The 20,843-nt window shown below is 72.3% G+C and carries 20 protein-coding genes; 6 read left to right on the top strand and 14 right to left on the bottom strand.

Annotation, left to right across the window (positions count from 1 at the left end):
* Positions 1-4: 4 nt before the first annotated feature.
* Positions 5-271, bottom strand: coding sequence for a DUF6059 family protein (locus IAG44_RS36075; RefSeq protein ID WP_187751271.1), 267 nt, complete (start codon positions 269-271; stop codon positions 5-7).
* Between the two features lie 74 nt (positions 272-345).
* Here IAG44_RS36075 and IAG44_RS36080 point away from each other — a divergent pair, with 74 nt between their 5' ends.
* The 4 genes from IAG44_RS36080 to IAG44_RS36095 all read left to right on the top strand — a co-directional run bounded on the left by IAG44_RS36080 (position 346) and on the right by IAG44_RS36095 (position 3,467).
* On the top strand, positions 346-1,053 hold the full coding sequence (locus IAG44_RS36080) for an APH(3') family aminoglycoside O-phosphotransferase (protein ID WP_187751272.1): 708 nt from the start codon (positions 346-348) through the stop codon (positions 1,051-1,053).
* Positions 1,054-1,150: 97 nt separating this feature from the next.
* Positions 1,151-1,600 (top strand): hypothetical protein, encoded by a 450-nt coding sequence (locus IAG44_RS36085; RefSeq protein WP_187751273.1) that lies wholly within the window; start codon positions 1,151-1,153, stop codon positions 1,598-1,600.
* Positions 1,601-1,611: 11 nt separating this feature from the next.
* Positions 1,612-2,277: a two-component system response regulator CseB gene (gene cseB / locus IAG44_RS36090; protein ID WP_187751274.1), complete on the top strand. Its 666-nt coding sequence runs from the start codon at positions 1,612-1,614 to the stop codon at positions 2,275-2,277.
* Complete coding sequence (locus tag IAG44_RS36095) at positions 2,274-3,467, top strand: sensor histidine kinase (protein ID WP_187751275.1); 1,194 nt, start codon at positions 2,274-2,276, stop codon at positions 3,465-3,467. The genes cseB and IAG44_RS36095 overlap by 4 nt, the downstream gene beginning before the upstream one ends.
* A gap of 6 nt (positions 3,468-3,473) precedes the next feature.
* On the opposite strand, the gene IAG44_RS36100 is transcribed toward IAG44_RS36095, so the two are convergent.
* From IAG44_RS36100 to IAG44_RS36130, 7 genes are all read right to left on the bottom strand, one after another.
* Positions 3,474-4,361, bottom strand: coding sequence for an SDR family oxidoreductase (locus IAG44_RS36100; RefSeq protein ID WP_187751276.1), 888 nt, complete (start codon positions 4,359-4,361; stop codon positions 3,474-3,476).
* Positions 4,361-4,987: an enolase C-terminal domain-like protein gene (locus IAG44_RS36105; RefSeq protein WP_187751277.1), complete on the bottom strand. Its 627-nt coding sequence runs from the start codon at positions 4,985-4,987 to the stop codon at positions 4,361-4,363. The genes IAG44_RS36100 and IAG44_RS36105 overlap by 1 nt, the downstream gene beginning before the upstream one ends.
* A 298-nt stretch (positions 4,988-5,285) precedes the next feature.
* The gene (locus tag IAG44_RS36110) at positions 5,286-5,486 is read right to left on the bottom strand and encodes a DoxX family protein (protein WP_187751278.1); all 201 of its coding nucleotides are present in this window, start codon (positions 5,484-5,486) and stop codon (positions 5,286-5,288) included.
* Positions 5,483-7,450: an acetoacetate--CoA ligase gene (locus IAG44_RS36115; RefSeq protein ID WP_187751279.1), complete on the bottom strand. Its 1,968-nt coding sequence runs from the start codon at positions 7,448-7,450 to the stop codon at positions 5,483-5,485. The genes IAG44_RS36110 and IAG44_RS36115 overlap by 4 nt, the downstream gene beginning before the upstream one ends.
* A complete protein-coding gene (gene mhpA / locus IAG44_RS36120; protein ID WP_187751280.1) occupies positions 7,447-9,027 on the bottom strand; it encodes a bifunctional 3-(3-hydroxy-phenyl)propionate/3-hydroxycinnamic acid hydroxylase MhpA in 1,581 nt (526 codons plus the stop codon). The genes IAG44_RS36115 and mhpA overlap by 4 nt, the downstream gene beginning before the upstream one ends.
* Before the next feature lie 19 nt (positions 9,028-9,046).
* Positions 9,047-9,985 carry a fumarylacetoacetate hydrolase family protein gene (locus IAG44_RS36125; RefSeq protein ID WP_187751281.1) on the bottom strand — a complete coding sequence of 313 codons (939 nt, stop codon included), beginning with the start codon at positions 9,983-9,985 and terminating at the stop codon, positions 9,047-9,049.
* Between the two features lie 28 nt (positions 9,986-10,013).
* Positions 10,014-11,156, bottom strand: a complete 1,143-nt coding sequence (locus IAG44_RS36130; protein WP_187751282.1) for a VOC family protein — start codon at positions 11,154-11,156, stop codon at positions 10,014-10,016.
* Between the two features lie 135 nt (positions 11,157-11,291).
* Here IAG44_RS36130 and IAG44_RS36135 point away from each other — a divergent pair, with 135 nt between their 5' ends.
* Complete coding sequence (locus tag IAG44_RS36135; protein WP_187751283.1) at positions 11,292-11,927, top strand: TetR/AcrR family transcriptional regulator; 636 nt, start codon at positions 11,292-11,294, stop codon at positions 11,925-11,927.
* A gap of 2 nt (positions 11,928-11,929) precedes the next feature.
* Here the strand turns inward: IAG44_RS36135 and IAG44_RS36140 are convergent, their stop codons facing one another.
* Both IAG44_RS36140 and IAG44_RS36145 read right to left on the bottom strand, forming a co-directional pair.
* Entirely contained in the window at positions 11,930-12,712 is a 783-nt protein-coding gene (locus IAG44_RS36140) for an LmeA family phospholipid-binding protein (RefSeq protein ID WP_187751284.1), read from the bottom strand.
* Between the two features lie 37 nt (positions 12,713-12,749).
* On the bottom strand, positions 12,750-13,388 hold the full coding sequence (locus IAG44_RS36145) for a TetR/AcrR family transcriptional regulator (RefSeq protein WP_187751285.1): 639 nt from the start codon (positions 13,386-13,388) through the stop codon (positions 12,750-12,752).
* A gap of 186 nt (positions 13,389-13,574) precedes the next feature.
* Between IAG44_RS36145 and IAG44_RS36150 the strand changes: the two genes are divergently transcribed.
* Complete coding sequence (locus tag IAG44_RS36150; protein ID WP_187751286.1) at positions 13,575-15,188, top strand: MFS transporter; 1,614 nt, start codon at positions 13,575-13,577, stop codon at positions 15,186-15,188.
* Positions 15,189-15,611: 423 nt separating this feature from the next.
* Here IAG44_RS36150 and IAG44_RS36155 read toward each other — a convergent pair whose 3' ends face one another.
* The 4 genes from IAG44_RS36155 to IAG44_RS36170 form a co-directional block, all read right to left on the bottom strand.
* Positions 15,612-17,543, bottom strand: coding sequence for a Stk1 family PASTA domain-containing Ser/Thr kinase (locus tag IAG44_RS36155; protein WP_187751287.1), 1,932 nt, complete (start codon positions 17,541-17,543; stop codon positions 15,612-15,614).
* Between the two features lie 103 nt (positions 17,544-17,646).
* A complete protein-coding gene (locus IAG44_RS36160; protein WP_425508493.1) occupies positions 17,647-18,318 on the bottom strand; it encodes a TetR/AcrR family transcriptional regulator in 672 nt (223 codons plus the stop codon).
* A 57-nt stretch (positions 18,319-18,375) separates the two neighbouring features.
* A complete protein-coding gene (locus IAG44_RS36165; RefSeq protein WP_187751289.1) occupies positions 18,376-19,464 on the bottom strand; it encodes a catalase family protein in 1,089 nt (362 codons plus the stop codon).
* Positions 19,465-19,490: 26 nt separating this feature from the next.
* Complete coding sequence (locus IAG44_RS36170) at positions 19,491-20,837, bottom strand: Dyp-type peroxidase (protein WP_187751290.1); 1,347 nt, start codon at positions 20,835-20,837, stop codon at positions 19,491-19,493.
* Positions 20,838-20,843 lie beyond the last annotated feature (6 nt).

Here is a 20,843-nt window from a genome sequence, read left to right on the forward strand (position 1 = left end):
CCGCTCAGCGCAGGCGGGACCAGAGGGAGCGCTCCTCGGGGGTCGGGGGGACGTGCGGGACGGGGCGTTCGGGGTGGCCGGGGCCCGGGAGACCGTCGAGCGCTTCACCGGAAGGCGCCGGCTCGCGTTCCTCGTCCAGCACCGCCGGTGACATCCCCACCGCCAGCGCCCCCATCACCTGAGCGCTCCTGACCAGTTCCCGCACGAAGCTCTTGAGGAACCGCAGCACCATCGACAACCGCCCCTCCCGGCCGGACCCTTGGGCGCGCATCGTGCGTGCGCGCCCTGCACACCCGGTCGAGGACCGCTGGAAACACGTGTGCGCGACGCGGGGGAGCGCCGGTGATGATGCGGGGCATGCGCAGCCTGTTCCCGCACCACACCTGGACCCCCGTCACCGAGGGCGAGTCCGGCGCCGACGTCTTCCGCCTCACCGGAGCCGGCCCCACCCTCTACGCCAAGACCGGCCCCGAGGTCCCCGAGGAGACCGAGCGCCTGCGCTGGCTCACCGGCACCGGGATCCCCGTCCCGGCGATCGTCGCGAGCGACGAGCGTTGGCTGGTCACCGAGGCCGTCGAGGGCGTGCCCGCGGACGACGCCCCGGAAGCCCTCGCCGACCTCGCCCGCGCCCTGCACGCGCTCCCCGCCGCGACCTGCCCCTTCGACCGGCGGCTCGACACCACGACGGACGAGGCGCGCCGCCGCGTCCGGGACGGGCTGGTACGGCTCGACGACCTGGAGGAGGAGTACACGGGCTGGTCCGGGGAACGCCTGCTCGCCGAACTGGAGCGGACCCGGCCGGTGGTGGAGGACCTGGTGGTCTGTCACGGCGACCTGTGCCCCGACAACGTCCTCGTCGACCCGAGGACGGGCCGGGTGAGCGGGGTGATCGACGTCGGGCGGCTCGGGGTCGCCGACCGCCACGCCGATCTCGCGCTCGTCCTGCGGGAGTTGACCGGCGGGCGCGGGTGGCGGTTCCTGGAGGCGTACGGGGCGGGGCGCGTCGACGAGGAGCGGCTGGCGTACTACGTGCTGCTGGACGAGTTCTTCTGATGGCGGATCGCCGGAAGGTTGTTACAAGCCGGGGGTGAGGCGATACGTACGATGTGCCGGTCCTCGCGATCACTCCGCGTGGTCGGAAGGAGCGGTGATGAGGTTCTGGCGGGTGGCCGCCTGCGGGGTGCTCGCGGTCGGGCTCGCGGCGTGCGGGCGGCCCGACGGCGGCGTCAAGGTGGAAGGGCCCGCGGTCGCGTCCGTGCAGTGGTCGGGGCCCACGTACATCAGCGACGCGTACGGGCGGGCCTGGAAGCGGCCCGAGGAGATCGCCGTCCAGAACAGCGTCTACCTCCTGGACCTGCGGTGGACGGGATGGGGGACCGCCCGGCCGCGCGCCACCGGCATCGCGCAGGACACCGGGTGCCTGGCGGGGTGTTCCGACGGGAAGCTCGCCGAGTACCGCGTCGTGGTGGTGCTGAGCGGGCTCGTGCGGCGCGGCGACGTCGCCTTCTACGGGCACGCGGCGATCACACCGGAGAAACCGCCGGCCCCGTTCTGGGCCGAGGGCAACGAGGACACGTATCTGGACGTGCCCGATGAGTGAAGGGGACCACCGTGCCTGAGGTGCTGCTGGTCGAGGACGACGACCTGATCCGCGAGGCGACCCAGCTCACGCTGGAGGCACGCGGCTACCGGGTGCGGACCGCCGCCGACGGGGTGAGCGGACTCGCCCTGTTCCGGGAGAAGCGGCCCGACGTCGCCGTGCTCGACATCATGCTGCCCGGCCTCAACGGCGTCAGCCTCGCCGGACGCATCCGGGAGGAGTCCCGCGTGCCGGTGCTGCTGATCTCCGCGCGCAACGACCCGATAGACGTCGTCATGGGCCTGGAGGCCGGCGCGGACGACTACGTCACCAAGCCGTTCGACGGCCCCGTCCTCGTCGCCCGGATCCGCTCCCTGCTGCGCCGCGCCGTGCCCACCGAGGAGGCGCCGGGCACCCGGCTGACCTTCGGCGACCTGGAGTTCTGCCCCGACTCGATGACCGTCGAACGCGGCGGACAGCCCCTCGCGCTCACCGCGACCGAGCTGCGACTGCTGAGCGAGTTCGCCGCCGCCCCCGGCGCGGTGCTCTCCCGCGACCTCCTCCTCGAACGCGTCTGGGACTACGCCTGGTCCGGGGACACCCGCGTGGTCGACGTCCACGTCCAGCGCCTGCGCGCCAAGATCGGCCGGGAACGGATCGAGACCGTGCGCGGCTTCGGCTACAAGCTGCGCGTATGACCCGCCCCGGCCGCAGTCTCGGCACCAAGGTCGCCCTCGCGGTCGCCGTCGCGGCGGCCTGCGTCGCGGGCGCCGTCGGCGTCCTCGTGCACCGCCTCACCGCCGCCGACCAGCTCGCCACGGCCCGCGCCGCGATCGACCGCGAGATGGTGACGGCCGCCTACGACCACGCCGCCGGGCGCCGCAACGACGCTCGCGTCAACCGTCCCGACCTGCCCGCGCCGGTCGCCCGCGCGGTACGCGGCAAGGTCCGCGTCACCTACCTGCACGACGGCGTCCTGTGGGCGGCGACCCCCATCGCCGGCGGCAAGGTCCTCGCGCTGAAACGCTCGTACAGTCCCCAGGAACAGGCCCTGTCCACCCTCGACCGCACTCTCCTGGCGACCGGCGCCGCCGCGACCCTCGTGGTCTCCCTCGCCGGCCTGCTGCTCGGCATGCGCATGGGCCGCCGGGCCACCGCCGCCGCCCGCACCGCCGAACGCATCGCCGAGGGCGACCTCGACGCCCGCGTCCACCCGCGCGGCCACGACGAGATCGCCCGCCTCGCCGCCTCCGTCAACACCATGGCCGACGCGCTCGGCGCCCGCCTCGAAGCGGAACGCCGGGTCACCGCGGACATCGCGCACGAACTGCGCACCCCCGTCGCCGGCATGTCCACGGCCGTGGGCCTGCTGCCGCCGGGCCGCCCCTCGGAACTCATCGCGGACAGCGTGACCAAGCTGCGCGGCCTCGTGGAGGACGTCCTCGAAGTCGCCCGCATGGACGCGCAGGTCGCCGCCGTGGAACGCGAGCAGCGCGAGGTCAGCGCCATGGCGCGGCGCGCGGTGGCGGGACTGGCCGGGGTGAGCGTGGAGATCGTCACCGACACGGTCGTCTCGACCGACCCCCGGCGCGTCGAGCGCATCCTCACCAACCTCGCCGCCAACGCGCTGCGGCACGGCGCGCCGCCGGTCGTGATGACCGTCGACGGCCCCGTCGTCCGCGTCCGCGACCACGGGCCCGGCTTCCCCGACGACCTCCTGACGGTCCTGCACGCGTCCGGGCCCCAGCGGTTCCGCACCGGGGACCGGACCGGCGGCACCGGCCTCGGCCTGACCATCGCGACCGGCCAGGCCCGGCTGCTCGGCGCTCAGTTGACGTTCCGCAACCGGCCGGAGGGCGGCGCGGAGACGGAGCTGAGACTGACCTAGCGGGGCCTATCGGTTGAGGCCGCCGTGCGCGCCGTGGTCCCGGTCGTCGTCCACCGGCGCGTACAGGTTGTCGCGCCTCGGGCCGTCCGGCTCGTCGGTCTGCTGGGACGCGTACCCGGTGCGGGCCAGGTAGCGGTCGAGGAGGGCCGGCGCCAGCCGGTTGGCCAGCAGGGTCGCCCGGGTGCTCGCGCCGACCCAGCGCTGACGGCGGCCCGGCCGGTCGGCGGCGCGCAGGACACCGCGCGCGGCCGTCTCCGGCGTATAGACGGGCGGGATCGGCTGCGGCCGGCGCGGCAGCCGCGAGCGCACCCACGTGAACTGGGGCGTGTCGACGGCCGGGAGCTGCGCGACCGTGACCCGGACCCGGCTGCCCCGGTGCAGCAGTTCGAGCCGGACGGCCGACGTGAAGCCGTTGATGGCGTGCTTGGCCCCGCAGTACGCCGACTGCAACGGCACCGAACGCTCACCGAGCGCCGAACCGACCTGGACGACCGTGCCATGGTCGCGCGGCAGCATGCGGGCGAGGGCGGCCCGCGTGCCGTTGACGTAGCCGAGGTAGGTCACCGAGGTCACCCGCTCGTACTCGGCGGGCGTGATCGCGGTGAACGGCGCGAACACGGAGGCGAACGCGCAGTTCACCCACACGTCCAGCGGGCCCAGCGCCTCCTCCGCGCCGCGCGCCGCCGCCTCCACGGCGTCCGCGTCGGCGACGTCCGCCTCGTACACGTACGGCAGCCCGCCCCGCTCGCGCACCTCGCGCGCCGCCGCGTCCAGGCCCGCCTTGCCCCGGGCGACCAGGGCGACGCGGGCGCCGCGCTCCGCGTACAGGCGGGCGACCGCGCGGCCCACGCCGCCGCTCGCTCCGGTGACGACGACCGTCGTCGGGGCGGCCATCAGCGGGTCCTGAACGGGCGGGCCTGCTCGGCGTCGAGACGGAGCCCGAGGCCGGGACCGTGGACGGTGACCGCGCCGCCGAGCGGATCGAGGACACCGTCGAACAGCAGGCGCTCCACGCGGACGTGGTCGTGGAACCACTCGATGTGCCGCAGGTTCGGCACGGCGGCAGCGGCGTGCGCGTGGGCGTGCGGGGCGCAGTGCGCGGAGATCTCCAGACCGTGCGCGAGGGCCGGCGCGGCGACCCGCAGCCAGCCCGTGGTCACGTCCGCCTGGAGGCAGTCCACCGTGCCCGTGTCGGGCATCGCCCGGAAGTACGGCAGGGTGTACCCGTACTCCCCGGCGGTGACCTCCGCCTCGACCCGGCCCCGGATCTCCGCGAGCGTGGCCGGCCGGTCGGCGGAGACCGGCTCCTCGAACCAGGTCACGCCCTCGCCCTCCAGCGCGGCCGACAGCCGCACCGCCTGCTTCGCGCCGTAGCCGCCGAGCGGGACGTCGAGCAGCCGGGACTTCGCGTCCCACAGCGCCGTGTGGTCCCAGGAGAGGGTGCCGTCGGCTTCGGGGGTCTCGGTGGGGATCGTGCAGACGGCGCTGTCGACTCGGTCGACCACGGGTTCGTCGGTCATCGGGGGGCCTCCTGGGGTGTCTCCGTTCAGCGATGGCTGTCGTGTTCCCCGGCTCATGACGGACGAAAGAAAAAAGTTCGGTCCCGGGAGCGGGTCATTCGCCTTCGTTGACCGGTTTGCCGCTCGCGGGCCCCGGACGTCGGCGCGGGCTGCCCCGGCCTCGGGGGGAGGGGAAGGCCGGTGTGCGATGACGGCCCGCGCGGAGCCGGGGAGGGGCGGCCGTCACCCCCACCCGGGGCTGCCCGTGCCCGGCCGCGCAGGACGCGTCAACCGGCGGTCATCGCCGTTGCCGCGTACGTCAAGGAGAGCAGGGCCATGACGGCGGCCGGGACGGCTCTATCGCGGCGGCCACGCCCAGTGGCACCCAGGTCAGCCCCGTCAGCAGACCGGCGACCCCGGCCACCTCCAGCGCGCCGACGACGCGATAGAGCCGTACCGGCATGCCGAGATGGTCCGCCGCCCGGCGCATGAACGGCGCCGCGGCGAGCGCGGTGGTCATGAGGCGGACCTGCTCTTGCGGCGCTCCTCGCCCAGCAGGGCGTAGTGGTCGATGAGTTCGGGGCGGTCCACCGTGGCCGGATCGACGACCTGCTCCGCCGCGGCGCCCTGGAGCAGCCGCTTGATGGGGACCTCCAGCTTCTTGCCGGTGCGGGTGTGCGGGATGCCCGGCACTGCGAGGATCTCGTCGGGGACGTGGCGGGGTGAGGCGCCGGTGCGGACCGCGTCGCGGATACGGTCGCGCAGGGCGTCGTCCAGCTCGACCCCGGCCGCCGGGACCACGAACAGCGGCATCCAGTAGCCGCCGTCGGGTTCCTCCGCGCCGATGACCAGGGCCTCGGCGATCTCGGGGAGACCTTCGACGACGTCATGGATGTCGGCGCTGCCGAGCCGCACACCGTTGCGGTTGAGCGTCGAGTCGGAGCGGCCGTGGACGATCACCGAGCCGTGCCCCGTGACCGTGATCCAGTCGCCGTGTCGCCACACCCCGGGGTACGCCGAGAAGTAGGCGTCGCGGTAACGGGTGCCCTCCGGGTCGTTCCAGAAGCACAGCGGCATCGAGGGCATGGGGCGCGTGACGACCAGCTCGCCGACCCGGTCGATGACGGGGAAGCCCTCGGCGTCGTACGCGGCCAATGCCACGCCCAGGTGCGGCGCGGACAACTCGCCTGCCCAGACCGGGGTGTTGGGGGCGCTGCCCGCGAACCCGGAGACGATGTCGGTGCCGCCGCTGATGGAGGCCGGCAGGAGGTGGTCGCCGACGTGGTCGCGGATCCAGGGGTAGGCGGAGGCGGGCAGGGCCGAGCCCGTGCAGCCGACGACGCGGACGGCCGACAGGTCGTGGACGGACGGGTCGATGCCGAACTTGGCCATACCCAGCAGGTATTGGGGGCTGGTGCCGAAGACGGTGACCCGATGGCGGGCGGCCAGTTCCCACAGCACGTCGGGCTTGGCGAAGGGGGCCGGGCTGCCGTCGTACGTACAGGTCGTCGCGCCGGTGAGGAGGGTGGAGACGACCAGGTTCCACATCATCCAGTGGGTGGTGGTGTACCAGAGGAGGCGGTCGCCGGGGCCCAGGTCCGAGTGGAGCCCCAGGGTTTTCAGGTGCTCAAGCAGCACGCCGCCGTGGCCGTGCACGATGCCCTTGGGCGGGCCGGTGGTGCCGGAGGAGAACACGACCCACAGCGGATGGTCGAACGGGACCGGTACACAGGTGAGATCTTCGGCGCGGGCGGAGGCGTCCTCCCAGGGGATGACCAGCGACGGGTACGCCCGCGACGGCCAGGGCAGGCCCATGTGGTCCACCAGCAGGGTCGCCTTCAACGTGGGGAGGGCGTGGGCGAGTTCGAGGACGGCGTCGCGGCGGTCGTGGGCGGTGCCGTTGAACAGGTAGCCGTCGGCGGCGATCAGCACGGTGGGTTCGAGCTGGGCGAAGCGGTCGGCGGCGGCCTTGGGGGCGTAGTCCTGACCGCACACCGACCACACGGCGCCCAGGCTCGCGGCGGCGAGGAACGCGACGACGGCGTGCGGGGTGTTGGGCAGATAGCCGACGACCCGGTCGCCCTTGCCGACCCCGAGATCGCGCAGGGTGGCGGTCACGGAGGCCACCAGGGCACGCAGCCGGGCGCCGGTCACCTCGTATCCGGCACCGGTCTCGTCGAGGGCGATGATCGCCGTGCCGTCGTCGCGGACGTTGCGCAGGGCGTGGTGGGCGTAGTTGAGGGTGGCGCCGGGGAACCAGCGGGCGCCCGGCATCCGCTCCTCGGCCAGCACCTGCTCGTAGGGGGTGTCGGCGTCGATGTCGAAGTACTGCCACACCGCGCTCCAGAAGCCCTCCAGGTCGGCGACCGACCACTGGTGCAGGGCGGCGTAGTCCCGCGGGTCCATGCCCTGGAGCCGGGCGAAGTCCGCGATGCGACTGGCGGCCGCCGTCTGCGGATCGGGGGTGAAGAAGGGCGTACTCATCGCGTCGTACTCCTCGACAGGCGTTTCGGGGCCGTCCGCCCGGAAGGGACGGGGCGCCGGGTGGTGTGCAGCAGGGAGGCCCAGGCGGCGGTCGACGTGAAGTCCTGACCGCCCGAGGGGAGGACGTCCAGCACGACGCGGTCGGGCCGCACCAGGACCGCGTCCGCGCGTCCGCCGCGCAGCCAGGCCGCGAGGGTGCCGTCGTCACCGAGGTCGGCCACGCAGCGCGCGCGTATGCCGAGGCTGTGGGCGAGCGCGGTCAGGGAGGGGCCGGGTTCGGTGGCGGTCAGTACGGTGAAGGAGTCGCCGAGCAGTTCGTCGAGACGGGTACGCCGTCCGTCGACGCTCACCCACGGTTGGGGGCAGTGCGTGCCCGCCAGGCGTCGGCGGACCCCGCGCCACACCAGCGGTCCGGCGGTCAGGGGCGGGCTGAGGTCGCGGCCGGCCAGCTCGGTCAGGCCGGGTATGCGGCAGGCGGCGGCCAGCGCCCGCCGGCGGAGCGCGGCGGCACCGTCCTGGCCGCCGGTCATGGCCCAGCCCATGGCGACCGCGAGGCGGACCACATGCCGTGCGTGCGGCTTGCGTTCGCTCTCGTAGGTGTCCAACAGCCGTTCGTCGCCGCCCTGCTGGAGGACGCGGGCGAGTTTCCAGGTGAGGTTGTAGGCGTCCCGCAGCCCTGAGCACAGGCCCTGGCCGACGAACGGCGGGGTGAGGTGGGCGGCGTCGCCGAGCAGGAAGACCCGTCCGTCGCGCCAGCGGTCGGCGACGCGGGCCCGGAAGGTGTACCGCGTCTCGCGGACGACCTCGAAGTCACCGTCGTACGAGGGCGGCAGCCACGGGGTGACCAGCTCACGGACCGTCTCTTGTCCTTCCCCGAGCCTGAACTCCCAGCGGTAGCGGTTCTCGCTCACGCGCATGAAGGTGGCCGGACGGGCCGGGTCGCAGATCTGGTCGACGCCTTCCCAGCAGCGGACGGGGCCCGTCGTGTCGACGTCGATGACCGTCCAGCGTTCCTCGAAGCGCAGGTCCTCCCACGCGCCGCCGATCGCCTCGCGGGTGAGGCTGCCCGCGCCGTCGCAGCCGAGGACCGCGTCGGCCCACAGCTCGTGGTCGCCGGTGCCGTCGCGGTAGGTGACACGGACGGGGCCGGCGGAGTCGGGGCCGACGCCGGTGACCTCCACACCACCGCGCAGTTCGCACTCGGGGCGCCGGGCCAGGGCGTCGCGCAGTACGCGTTCCAGCTCGGGCTGGTCGAACATGCTGGTCTGCGGGTAGCCGTGCAGGCCGTGCCGGGTGCGCGGGAACTCTGCCATCACCCGGTGCCGGGCGTCCAGCAGCCGCAGTCCCTTCGCCGGGCGGGAGATCGCGGTGAACTCCTCACCGACGCCCGCCGCTTGGAGGATCCGGCGGACCTCGTCATCGGCCGCGACGGCGCGGGGGAGGGGGTAGACGTCCTGGTGGCGTTCGAGGACGACGCTGCGGACGCCGCGCCGGGCCAGGAGAAGGGCGGCGGTCACGCCCACCGGCCCGGCCCCGACGATCACGACGGGCACACGTGCGGCTTCATCGACGGTCATGTGCGGCTCACCTCGGATGTCAGTTCGCGGCCGCGACGGGCGTGCGCTGCTCGCCGAGGTCGATGCGGCCGTCGGGGGTCGCGATCGTCGCCGTGATCACGTCGCCCGGATTCAGGTAGTGCGGGTTCTTCGCCTGGCTCCTGAAGAACGCCTTCCATTTCACGGCGGGCGGCAGCAGCGCGCCGATCTTCTCGACGGCCTTCGGCGGCGCCTTCAGGGCCGTGCCGCCGGGGGTGCCGGTGAGCAGCAGATCGCCGGCGTCCAGGGTCTGGAAGCGGGCCAGCAGGGTGAGTGCCCGCGCCGGGCGGACGATCATGTCGGCCAGGGTGCGGTCCTGGCGCGGCTCGCCGTTGACACTCAACCTCAGCCGCAGGTCCAGGAGATGGGCGAAGTCCTCCGGCTCCAGCAACGACAGGTACGGACCGGTCGGCGTGAAGGTGGGGTACGACTTGCTCTCGTAGAACTGTGTCTTGGTCAGCTGCACCTCACGGGCGCTGACGTCGTTGGTGATCACCAGCCCGGCGACGTACGACGGCAGGTCCCGCTCCTCGACGACGGTGCCGACGGGCAGCGGCGCGCCCATGACGAGGCCCAACTCGATCTCGTAGTCGAGGAATTTCACGTGCGACGGCCGGACGACGGCGTCGCCGGGGCCGCTGACCGAGCCGGACGCCTTGCGGAAGAAGGCGGGCGGGATGTCGCCGGTGAAGCCCGAATCGCGGGCGTGGCTGCGGTAGTTGACCATCTGGGCGACCACCCGGCAGGGGGTGGTGACCGGTGAGAGGGCAGCCAGGTCGGCGACGGGTGTGCCCGCCTCGCCTGAGAGGGCCGCCTCTCGTACGGCGTCGCGGTCGGCCAGCAGCTCGGCGGTGGTGGCGGCCTTGGTCTCGACGGGGACGGCGCGGTCACCGAGGACCGCCCACCAGCCGTCGGCGGTGCGCAGGACGTTCGTACTCATGTCGTTGCCTTCATCAGGGGGGTCGGGTTCAGGATTTGGCGGCCTTGAGCAGGCCGAACAGTCGTGCCGGGTCCATCTCGTTGTCGCCGCGCAGGGCCTCGACGACATCGCGGACCCGCTGCGGGGAAGGGCTCGCGCCGAGGAAGTCGCGGGTGGCCGGCGGGCCCCACTGGGCGAGGCCGCTGGTCGACATGGGCGCCCAGCCGGGCTCGACGTCGCAGGAGAACAGGTCGCCGTCGGCGAAGTGCTCCAGCATGAAGTGGTCGGGGTCGCGCCAGTAGTCGAAGAGCTGACTGCCCTGGATGTGCCGGCCGATGCCCCAACTGCGCTTGTATCCGCGCTCCTTGAGGTATTCGCCGCCGGCCGCGATGGAGTCCAGATCGGTGACCTGGTAGGCGGAGTGGACGTATCCGGTGCCCGGCCCGAGGTGCATGGCCAGGGTGTGGTGGTCGGCCGGCACGCCGCCGAGGTCGCAGCGGATGAACGCCATCGTGGGACCGCGTCCGCGCTGCCCGTCCAGGAACAGGAAGTCGGACACGATCATCCCGAGGGTGTCCAGGTACCAGTCCAGGGCCCGGCCGAACACCCGCGTCTCCAGCACCACATGGCCGAGCCGCTGGATGCGGGACGGCTCCCGAGGCGGCCGCTGGGTGGCGTTGGTACGCCGGTGATCCGTGCCGAAGTTGAGCAGCAGTGGCCGCTGTTCCGGCAGTGCGGGAAGCGGTGCGGCGCAGTGCACGACCCGGACCGGGAAGCCCGACGGGTCGAGCAGGTCGACCGCCTTGCCGCCGCCGGGAACGTCGGCGTCCCGCACGGACGATCCGGTGGCGCGGGCCAGCCGGTCCAGGTCGCCCCGCTCGGCGGCGCGGAACGCCGGACCGATGAAGCGGGACGTACGGCCGCGTCGGATCACCATGCAGGGCGAGCCGGCGAAGGTGCCGCGCAGCCACAGCTCGCTCGCGGTGCGGGCGGCGACGCCGAAGCCGAAGTCGCGGGCGAAGACCTCCGCCCGGTCCAGGTCGGGCTTCTCGAACTCCAGCCAGGCCAGGTCGGCCACCTTGATCGCGGGGTTCCGGGAGCGGCCGGGGTGTTCGCCGCGCAGGGCGCCCTGCGCGCTGTGGAGGTTCTGGTGGGCCGTGATGACGTCCCCGTCGACGCGTGTTTCAGACATGGTGCCCTCCGAGCGGCATTGCCTTGATGAGGAAATCATCAACTGTGACTGTTTCATCGTCAAGGCGTTCACCGCGGTAAATGATGAATTCATCAGGACTGCGATCCCCTTCGTCCCGGCGGGTAGGCTTTGCGCATGTCTACGTCAGCCCCGCCCAGCAACCGGTTCGAGCGGCGTCGTGCGGAGACCCGCAGGGCTCTCGTGCGAGCGGCCCGGCAGATCCTCGCCGAGAGCGGCGACACCGGCGCGAGCATCCAGACGATCGCCGAGCGCGCGGACGTCGGCTTCGGCTCCTTCTACAACCACTTCGACTCCAAGACGGAGCTGTTCGAGGCGGCGGTGGCCGACGCTCTTGAGGAGTTCGGCCAGGCGTTCGACGAGGGCCTGACGGGGATCGACGACCCGGCGGAGCTGCTTGCGGCCGGCTTCCGGCTGAGCGCGCGCATGGCCGACTCCCACCCGGAGCTGATGCAGGTCCTGCGCCGTCGCGGTCTCGGTCACGTCCACTCGGCCAACGGCCTGGGCCGCCGGGCACTGCGGGATCTCCAGGTCGGCATCGCCTCGGGCCGCTTCGCCCCCCTCGACCCCGTGGTCGCCCTGTCCGCACTGGGCGGCACCCTGCTGTCCCTGGTGGAGCTGCGTTTCGCCCGCCCCGAGGTGGACGGCGACGAGGCCGCGGCCGACCTCGCCGAGATGGTCCTGCGGATGCTGGGCCTGCCCGCGGACGACGCCCGCGAGATCGCCCGACGCCCCTTGCCCGACGCCGCCTGACCTCACGCGGACGACGAGTCCGGGTGGAACGTGACCGAGCGGCCCGTGAAGCGGGCGTCGATCCCGTCCTCGGTGGTGGTGACCGACCGCAGCCGGAGCCCTTCGGGCACGTTCCGCAGCGGAATGGGCTCGTCCAGGGCCTTGTCGAGCAGTGATCTCAGCGGAGGGGGCGGTTCACCCTGCTCCGCGCGTACGTCCGTGAAGGCGAGACGGTTGCCGTCGGCCGCCGAGACGGCCGCGCTCACGGTCACGTCGCCGACGAACGGCAGACTCGCGGTCGCGTCGACCCGGCCGGGCCCGTCCCCGGGTGACACCCGCACGCCGAGCGCGCTCGACACGTCCGCGTACGACAGGAACGCGGTCGCCGTGACGCCGTCCGCGTGAGCCTCGTCGGCGCTCCCCGAGGTCTTCAGCCCGTCCATCCCGACCGTCAGCCTCGTCACCGGGAGCGGCCGGGTGGTGCCGTCGGCCGGAATGTCGTGGGCGGTCAGGTCGACATGGTCCAGGCTGCCCGCGGCCAGTTGGTTCAGTACGGGAAAGCCCCTGACGTGCACCGACGGCCGATCGGCGGTTCCCATGCCGTCCTGGAACGCCTCGGCCGTACGGCTCTCCGCGTGAGCCGCGGCGATCCGGTCGACCGAGACTCCGCCGACCAGCAGGGCCACCAGGGACGCGGCGGTGATGATCATGCGCCGCCTGGTCCGGGCCGGAGGGCTCGCGTATACGGAGCCGTCGCCGTAGTAGGGCTCGCCGACGTACTCCTTGTCGCGGTGGGACTGGTACATGGTTCTCCTCTTCGGGTGGTGCTTGGTAGGTGCGCGCCTACGCGGCGTCGCCCGCGGGGTGGACGAGTCCGTGGACGCACGCCGCGGCGCTGTCTCCGGCCACGCCCATCGCGATCAGGGCGGCGGTCGCGGTGCCGGTGCCGTCGTCACTCCAGGCCTCGCTGTTCACGCAGTCGAGAAGCCCCAGCAGGTGCCCCTCCAGCGCCCGGGTCAGGACGACCGGGGGGATGCCGGTCTGGAAGGCGCCCTGCCGTTGCCCCCGGCCGATGATCGCCTCCGCCATGTCCCGCGCGGGGGCCGGGACTTCAGCCGGCCGATCGGCCCCGAGGTCCTGGGGAGCGAGGCGGAGCAGGATGCGGTGGCGATCTCCGACGGGCCACACCGCGAGGACGAAGCGCGCCAGCTCCGTGACGGCGTCCGCGGTCGGTGCGCGCGGGGCCGCGAGCGCCTGCCGCAAGGCCCACGTGGCCTCCTCCACCAGCCCCTCCATCAGTGCGGCCCGGCCGTTGAAGTGGCCGTAAACCGTACGGCGTACCACCCCTGCCGCCTCGGCGATGTCACCGAGGCTGCTGTCGGGGTCGCGCCCGAGTTCCTGCCGGGCCGCCTCCAGGATGCGGGCCCGCGTGAGCAGGGCGCGGCTGCGTTCCGGGGCGGCTGCCAGGTGTGCGTGGATCATGTCGAACCTCCAGTGGACGGGGGAGGGCGACTCGATAGTTGCACATCGACGGGCAATAAACTAGTCTGCACATTAACGGGCAATTAGTTGCCCCTGGTGCCGAGCCTTCTTGGTCCCACGTGCACCGATCCCATCGATTCCGCACCCCCGAAGCCTCCGCTTCACCTCCTGCCGAGGAGCCCCGCCATGCCGCTCTTTCCGAACACACCCGTCGAGAAGATGACGGAGCCCTACCACCGCCGCTGGTGGGCCCTGCTGGTTCTGTGTCTGAGCCTGCTGATCGTCGTCATGGCGAACACGTCACTGATCGTGGCCGCCCCCGACATGACCAAGGACCTCGGGCTGAGCAGCAGCGACCTGCAGTGGGTCATCGACGGCTACACCGTCCCCTACGCCGCGCTGATGCTGGTGCTGGGCGCGATCGGCGACAAGTACAGCCGCCGTGGCGCCCTCGTCCTCGGCCTGCTGATCTTCGCCGGAGGCTCGGTGATGGGCGGCCTGGTCGACGAGACGAACCTCGTCATCACGGCCCGCGCGATCATGGGGGTCGGCGCCGCCGTCGTCATGCCGGCCACCCTCTCGCTGCTGGTCGCGATCTTCCCGCGCGCCGAGCGCGCCAAGGCGATCACCGCCTGGTCCGCGACCTCCGGTCTCGCCATCGCCGCCGGTCCACTGACCGCCGGCTGGCTGCTGGAGAACCACGCCTGGGGCTCGACGTTCCTGATGAACGTCCCCCTGGCCGTCCTCGGCGTCGTCGGCGCGCTGCTGCTCGTACCGCCGTCGAAGGCGGAGGACATGGGCCGGATCGACTACGTCGGCGGTCTGCTGTCGATCGTCTCGGTCGGCTCCCTGGTCTACGCGACCATCGAGGGCCCGCACTTCGGCTGGGGCACCGGCCCGATCACCGCGGCCGTCGTCGCCGGTGTGGGCCTGCTGGCCTTCGTCGCCTGGGAGTTGAAGCACCCCAACCCCATGCTGAACGTGCGCAAGTTCGCCGAGCGTCCCTTCAGCGGCTCGATGCTCGCGGTGCTGTTCTTCTTCTTCGGCACCTTCGGCTCGATCTACTACTCCACCCAGTTCCTGCAGTTCGTCCTCGGCTACGACGCCCTGGAGACCGGCATCCGCCTGCTGCCGCTGGCCGGAGCCGTCTTCGTCGGCGCCGCCGTCACCGGCAAGCTGGCTCCGAAGCTCGGTGTGAAGACCGTGGTGGGCAGCGGCATGGTGATCGGCACCGTGGGCGTCTTCCTGCTCACCCGGATCGACTCCGGCTCCGCCTACACCGACTTCCTGGCCCCGCTGCTGCTGCTCGGCTTCGCCATCGGCCTGAGCCTGTCCCCGGCCACCGACACCATCATGGGCTCCTTCCCCGAGTCGGAACTGGGCGTCGGCGGCGGCGCCAACGACACCGCCCTGGAACTCGGCGCCTCGCTGGGCATCGCCATCCTCGGCTCGCTGCTCGCCACGTCCTACAAGGACAAGCTCACCGACCTGGCCGGCGGCCACCTCCCGGCCGAGGCCATGGACGTCGCCAAGGACTCCGTCGGCGGTGGCATCGCGGTCGCCGAGCAGGTCGCCAAGAACCCCCAGGGCGGTGCCGAGCAGGCCCAGACCCTGCTCGGAGCGGTCCACGAGTCCTTCGCCCACGCCATCGCCCACACCAGCCTCATCGGCGGCATCATCATGGCCGTCGGAACCCTGATCGTCGTCGCCGTCCTGCCCGGCCGGGGGCACACCACCAGGCACGGTGAGGAAGAAGCGACGCCGGCGACCGAGGAGCAGGCCGAGACCATGGGCGCCTGAGCCCTGTACACCGGAGGCCGGAATCTGGATTCCGGCCTCCTCCACCCCCAGGACGGGCCGTGCCTTGAGCGGCGCACGGCCCCGGGACGGTGCCGGGAGGGGACACCCGGCACCGTCCCTTTTTTGGTTGTTCGTCCCGGGTGGCTGGGGTGGCGTTCAGTGGACCTCCGAGGTGACCCCGACCGGGCCCGGTTCCAGGGTGATGGTCGAAGATCAGGCGCTGAAGACGCGTCCGCCGGGCTGCTCGCGGTGGAGCGCACTGCGCAGGCGCCATTCAGGGGCCGGGAGTCCGGGCGGGACGACGGCGCTCTCGCCGAACCCCGTCAGCAGCTCACTGAGTGACCTTCCCGAGGAAGACGGCAAAGGGCCCTCAGCCGGGCGTGGCCGGCTGAGGGCTCGATGCTGTCCGGTGTCAGCGACGTCTCACTGGCCGCCGTCCGTCGCACCTGGCGTCGCCTCCGGCGTCGTCGCCGTGTCGTCGGCGGGTGTCCCGTCGTCCGACGGCGCGTCCTGGGCCTCCTCGGTGACGACGACCACCGTGCTGCCCTCCTCGACCTCGCTCCCGGCCGCCGGGGTGCTGGAGGTGACCACGGCGTCGGAAGCCTGGGAGTACCCGGAGGCGACGGTCACCTGGAGGCCGAGGCCACCCAGTTCGTTCTGGACCTCCCCCAGGGTCTTGCCGATGATGTCCGCCGGAATCCGCACGGTCCGCACCGACTTGGCGATCCGGACACCGACCGACGAACCGGGCTCGACCTCATCTCCCGCGGTGATGCTCTGTCCGACGACGGTACCGGCCTCCGCGCTGCTTTCCACCTCGGTGGTGTCGCCCAGCTCGAGGTCGTGCTCGGCGAGCAGCTTGCGGGCCTCGCCCAGGGTGCTGCCGGTGAGGTCGGGAACCGTGGCCTTCTCGGCCTCCTTGGCCACCGTGAGCGTGATCTCGGTGCCCTTCTCGACGCTCTCGCCGCCTGCCGGATCCTGCTCCAGGACGGTCCCGGCGTCCTCGGTGGACACCTTGTGCCGGAGCTTCACCTTGAAGCCCTTGTCCTCCAGGATGCGGGACGCGTCGTCCTCGTCCTTGTCCGTGACGTCCGGCACCTCGGCCTTCGGCGCGCCGGTGGAGACGATGACCGACACCGCCTCTCCCTTGTCGAGCCGGCCGTCCAGCGGGGTCTGCTCGCAGACGTGCCCCTTGGGCTGGTCCGCGCAGGGCTCCTGCTTGGTCACGGTGAGCGTGAGTCCGACGTTGTCCGCCGTGCGCCGGGCCTCCGCCAGGGTCTGGCCGACGAGATCGGGTACGTCCGCCTTGCCGTCGTCGGCCGTACCGCGCCCGAACACGAACCAGCCGAGCGCGAGCGCCACGACGACGACCGCGACACCCGTCCCGATCAGCGCGGCACCGCCTCTGCGGCGGCCCTTCTCCGCCGCGTCATCGCCGTCGGGCTCCTCGTCGCCGCCGTCGAACCCCCCGTCCGGGACGGTTCGCGCCACGAGGCACGCCTCGACGTCGGCGTGCATCTCCCGCGCGGACTGGTAGCGATACGCGGGGTCCTTCGACAGTGCCCGCAGGACGATCGCGTCGACCTGCGGGCCCACCTCGGGGTTGTAGAGGCTCGGCGGCCGTGGCTCCTCCTGGACGTGCTGGTACATCACCGCCATCGGCGAATCACCGGTGAACGGCGTGCGCAGGGTGAGGAGTTCGTACAGAAGGCAGCCCACCGAGTACAGGTCGGAGCGGGCGTCGATGGCGTGTCCCATCGCCTGCTCCGGGGAGATGTACTGTGCGGTGCCGATCACCATGGAGGTCTGGGTCATGCTGACGTCCCGTGCGTCACGGGCGATGCCGAAGTCCATGACCTTCACCTGACCGGACCAGGTCACCATGACGTTGGCCGGCTTGATGTCCCGGTGCACGATGCCGTGCTGGTGGGAGTGCGCGAGCGCCTCCAGGACGTCCGCCGTCACCTCCAAGGCGCGTTCGACGGTCAGCGGTGGCCCGGAGTGCAGGGCCTCGCGCAGGGTCATGCCGTCGACGTACTCCATCACGAGGTACGGCAACTGCGCCCCGTACGAGATGTGTTCGCCCGTGTCGTAGACGGCGGCGATGGCCGGGTGGTTGAGCGAGGCGGTGGACTGGGCCTCCCGCCGGAACCGCTCCTGGAGTGCCGGATCGTGGGCGAGGTCGGTGCGCGGAGTCTTCACCGCGACGCCGCGGTCGAGTCGGAGATCGTGCGCGAGATGCACCTCGGCCATGCCTCCGGAGCCGAGCAGCAGCCGCAGTTCGTACCTGTCGCCGAGGAGCGCCACCGGCGCGGGCTGGGGGAAGGCCAGATCGTCTGGTCCGCCGAAGTTCATACCCAAGATAATTGCACATCTAGGGGTAACTAAAGAAGTGGGGGCGGACATGGAAAGACCCCGGCGCTCCGCACCGGGGTCACGTCGGACTGCGGGGGCGATCTCACCCCTCGGCGGCGGCCACCTCGTCGACGACGCTCTGCGCCCGCTTCTCCGGCACACCGGCCGCGATGAGCGTGGTGACGGCCACCCGGGTGCCGTCGTCCTCCAGCGCCCCGGTGTTGACCTCTTCCAGCAGGGCGACCGTCATCGCCTCCAGGCCGGCGCTCAGCACCGGGGCCGGCAGGTGGGAGTGGAAGATCCCGTCCCGTTGTCCCTGCTCCACGATGGCCGTGACCCTGACCCGGGCCGGTTCCAGGATCCCGGCGACCCGGTCCATGCCGAGGTCCCGCCGGGCCAGCGCCAGGAGCATCCGGTAGCGGTCGCCCACGGGCCAGAGCGCCAACGTGAAGTGGGCGAGCGCCCGGTCGGCCGGCTCCGTTTCCCCCGTGCCGGCCGCGACGGCGGCCTGAAGCGCCTCGGTGGCCTCCTCGGCCAGCGCGTCCAGCAGCGCCGCCCGGCCGGGGAAGTGCCCGAACAGCGTGCGCCGCACGACACCGGAGGCGCGGGCAAGTTCCTCCAGGGTGATGTCGGGATTCCGCCCGAGCTCCTGGCGAGCGGTGGCCAGGATGCGGGCCCGGTTGGACCGTGCGTTGCGTCGCTGGGGCACACGGCCGACGGGCGGAGACACGAAAGGAACCTCGAAGAAGCCAGGGCGGAGAATGGACCTCGCCATTCTGGCACGCGCGTCCCGACCGACCCGCGGCCGCGTCCTGGGTCGGTCGGGACCTGGTCAGGCGGGCAGCTCCTCGATGCCGGACGGCTCCTGCGGCTCGACGCCGTTGAAGCGGTGCCGGAAGTCGCTGGACGCGGGGTACGCGGCGCGCCGGGAGCGCATGATCGAGCCCAGCGGGCGGTGGGCCTCCAGGGCGTGCCAGGGGCTGAAGGAGAGGACGTCGTCGGCGTAGCGGCGGCGGGCGTCGCTGTAGGCGTCCTGGGCGGGCAGGTGCAGCACGGCCACGGTCTGGTGCGGTGACAGTTCCTCGGGCCACAGGACCGAGGCGTCCTCCACCGGCATCCGGTCGATGTCCGTGCACAGCTGGGCGCGGATGTCGTACTCGGCGCTGTTGTCCGCGAAGAAGTCGATGACGAGGTCGCGCAGGGCCGACTCGCCGGCCTTCTTGTCGACGTGGCTGCCGGTGAGGGCCCTGACGTTCGCCGACCGGGGCGCGGCGGACATCTTCGCCACGTGGTCGCCGTAGCGCAGCGCGGCCATGGAGTGGAAGGTCTCGCCGAGGATGTGGTCGTTGGCGGCGGCCAGGGTCTCGACGGCGGGCGGCAGCGGACGTCCGACGCGCGTGAGGGCCTTGGCGGCCACGCGGGCGGCCGCGCCGGTGAGCTGGAGCTGCTGGTCGCTCTGGCCGGGCTGTTTCTCCAGGATGCCCTGGAGTTTTGCGTATTCGGCGATGTTGCCGAAGGGCAGGGTGGGGTGGTTGACGAGGAGGAAGTCCTGGGTGGTGAAGCCGTCGTCGAGGGCGCGGGGCCCGGGGGCGCCGATCACCTTCATCGCGAGGCCGCGCTGGACGGGCACCTGGTCGGAGCGCAGGTCGCCGGGGGCGGAGGAGAAGCGGACGATCACCGGGTAGGTGACCGGTTCGGCGAAGAGGCCCTGGGCGAGGTGGGCGGGCAGGCCGGGCTGGACGCGCAGCTCGCCGGCGAGGACGCCGTGGCTCTTGGCGTGGGCGTCGCGCAGGCCGTGCCGGTGCTTGTCGGCGACCTGCTGGTTGGCCTTGCCCATGGCCGCGACGACCTGGCGGACGAGTTCGTCCTCGTCCGGAAAGGGCTGTTCGAGGTCGGGGCTGTAGCGGACGTACGAGGTCATGGGGAATGCCTTCGCGCGAGGTGGGGTCAGTTGCCGGCGAGCCAGCGGATGGCGGACAGGCTCGGCATGAAGAAGTACTCGCCGCCGAGGAGGGTGTTGAAGGACTGGATGTTCCGCACCCGGCGCGGCGGGGTCCCGGGCACCGTGAAGTAGGCACCCTTGTCCTGGAGCGAGATCATCGGGTCCTTCTCCTTGCCCAGGCCCATGAAGTTGCCGGAGTCGACCCATTCGCTCTGCAGGAACTCGACGTTGTCGATGGCTCGGGCGCCGAGGGCGATGAAGTCCAGGCCGCGCGGTGTGCCGTCGTCCTTGAGGCGGTCGGGGGGCAGTGGGGTGCCGTAGGAGGTGCCGCGCCGGATGATGCGGCGGATGTTGACGTCGCTGAGGACCGTCAGCTTGGTGTCGCGCGGGTTCATCCGGCGGATGTGGGAGCCGAGCGGGGTGCGCAGGCCGCGCGGGTCGGCGGAGTAGTCGAAGTCGTTGATCCGGTTCGGGTCCTCGCCGATCGCGGGGGTGTCGCGCTCCGGGGACAGGGCGAGGGGTGCGCCGCTGCGCCAGCGGCCGACCAGCTTGGCGGCCAGCAGCTCGCGTTCGGCCTCGGTGGAGGCGTTGTCGTGCAGCCACTTGTTGAAGGCCGCGACGTGGGAGTGGTACTTGCGGAAGACGACGTACGTGCCGTTGCGGCCCAGGACGTCCGGAGCCGGCACGGGCAGCGGTACGCCGGTCTCGCTGGGGTGGCCGAGGACGAACTCGCCGGCCTTGATGGGCCGTCCGTCGCCGGGCAGGGGTTCGGCGCCGCTGCCCTCGACCACCGGCTGGCTGAAACCGTCCCGGTAGCCGAAGACGTTGAACCCGTCGGCCGCGAAGTCCTGGTGCGACAGCAGCTTTACGCCCGGGACCTCGCCCAGTTCCTTTTCGTAGGCGGCGACTTCGGCCCGCCAGTCGTCCTCGCTCGCGGCATGCACCGTGACGGCGACATGCACGCGCGGGGTGCCGAAGGGGAACTCCCAGCGGTCCGGCGCGTTCACGCCGGTGTCCCGCAGCCGCTCGGCGCGGGCCGCCATCCCGGCGCGGAAGTTGGCGGGGAAGGAGGCCAGTGACGTCTCCGGCAGCCCCAGTGCGACCAGCCCCTGATAGCTGAGGGCGAGGGCCAGCCAGGACGGCCGCGGTTCGTCCCAGCGCGCCGCCGAGGTCACCCGTGGGGCCAGCCGGCGCAGCAGTTCCCTGCCCGCGGCCGGTTCGGTGATCTCCAGGATCGCGTGGGTGCCGAAGTAGGGCTCGGGCCGGGCCCGCAGCAACGTCGCCTGGATGTCGTCGAGGTCCAGGGTGGGCGGGCGGCGCAGCCGCCGGAACAGCGGGGGCGGGGAAGGCATGGTGTG

The organism is Streptomyces roseirectus (genome assembly GCF_014489635.1).
Classification (GTDB): Bacteria; Actinomycetota; Actinomycetes; order Streptomycetales; family Streptomycetaceae; genus Streptomyces; species Streptomyces roseirectus.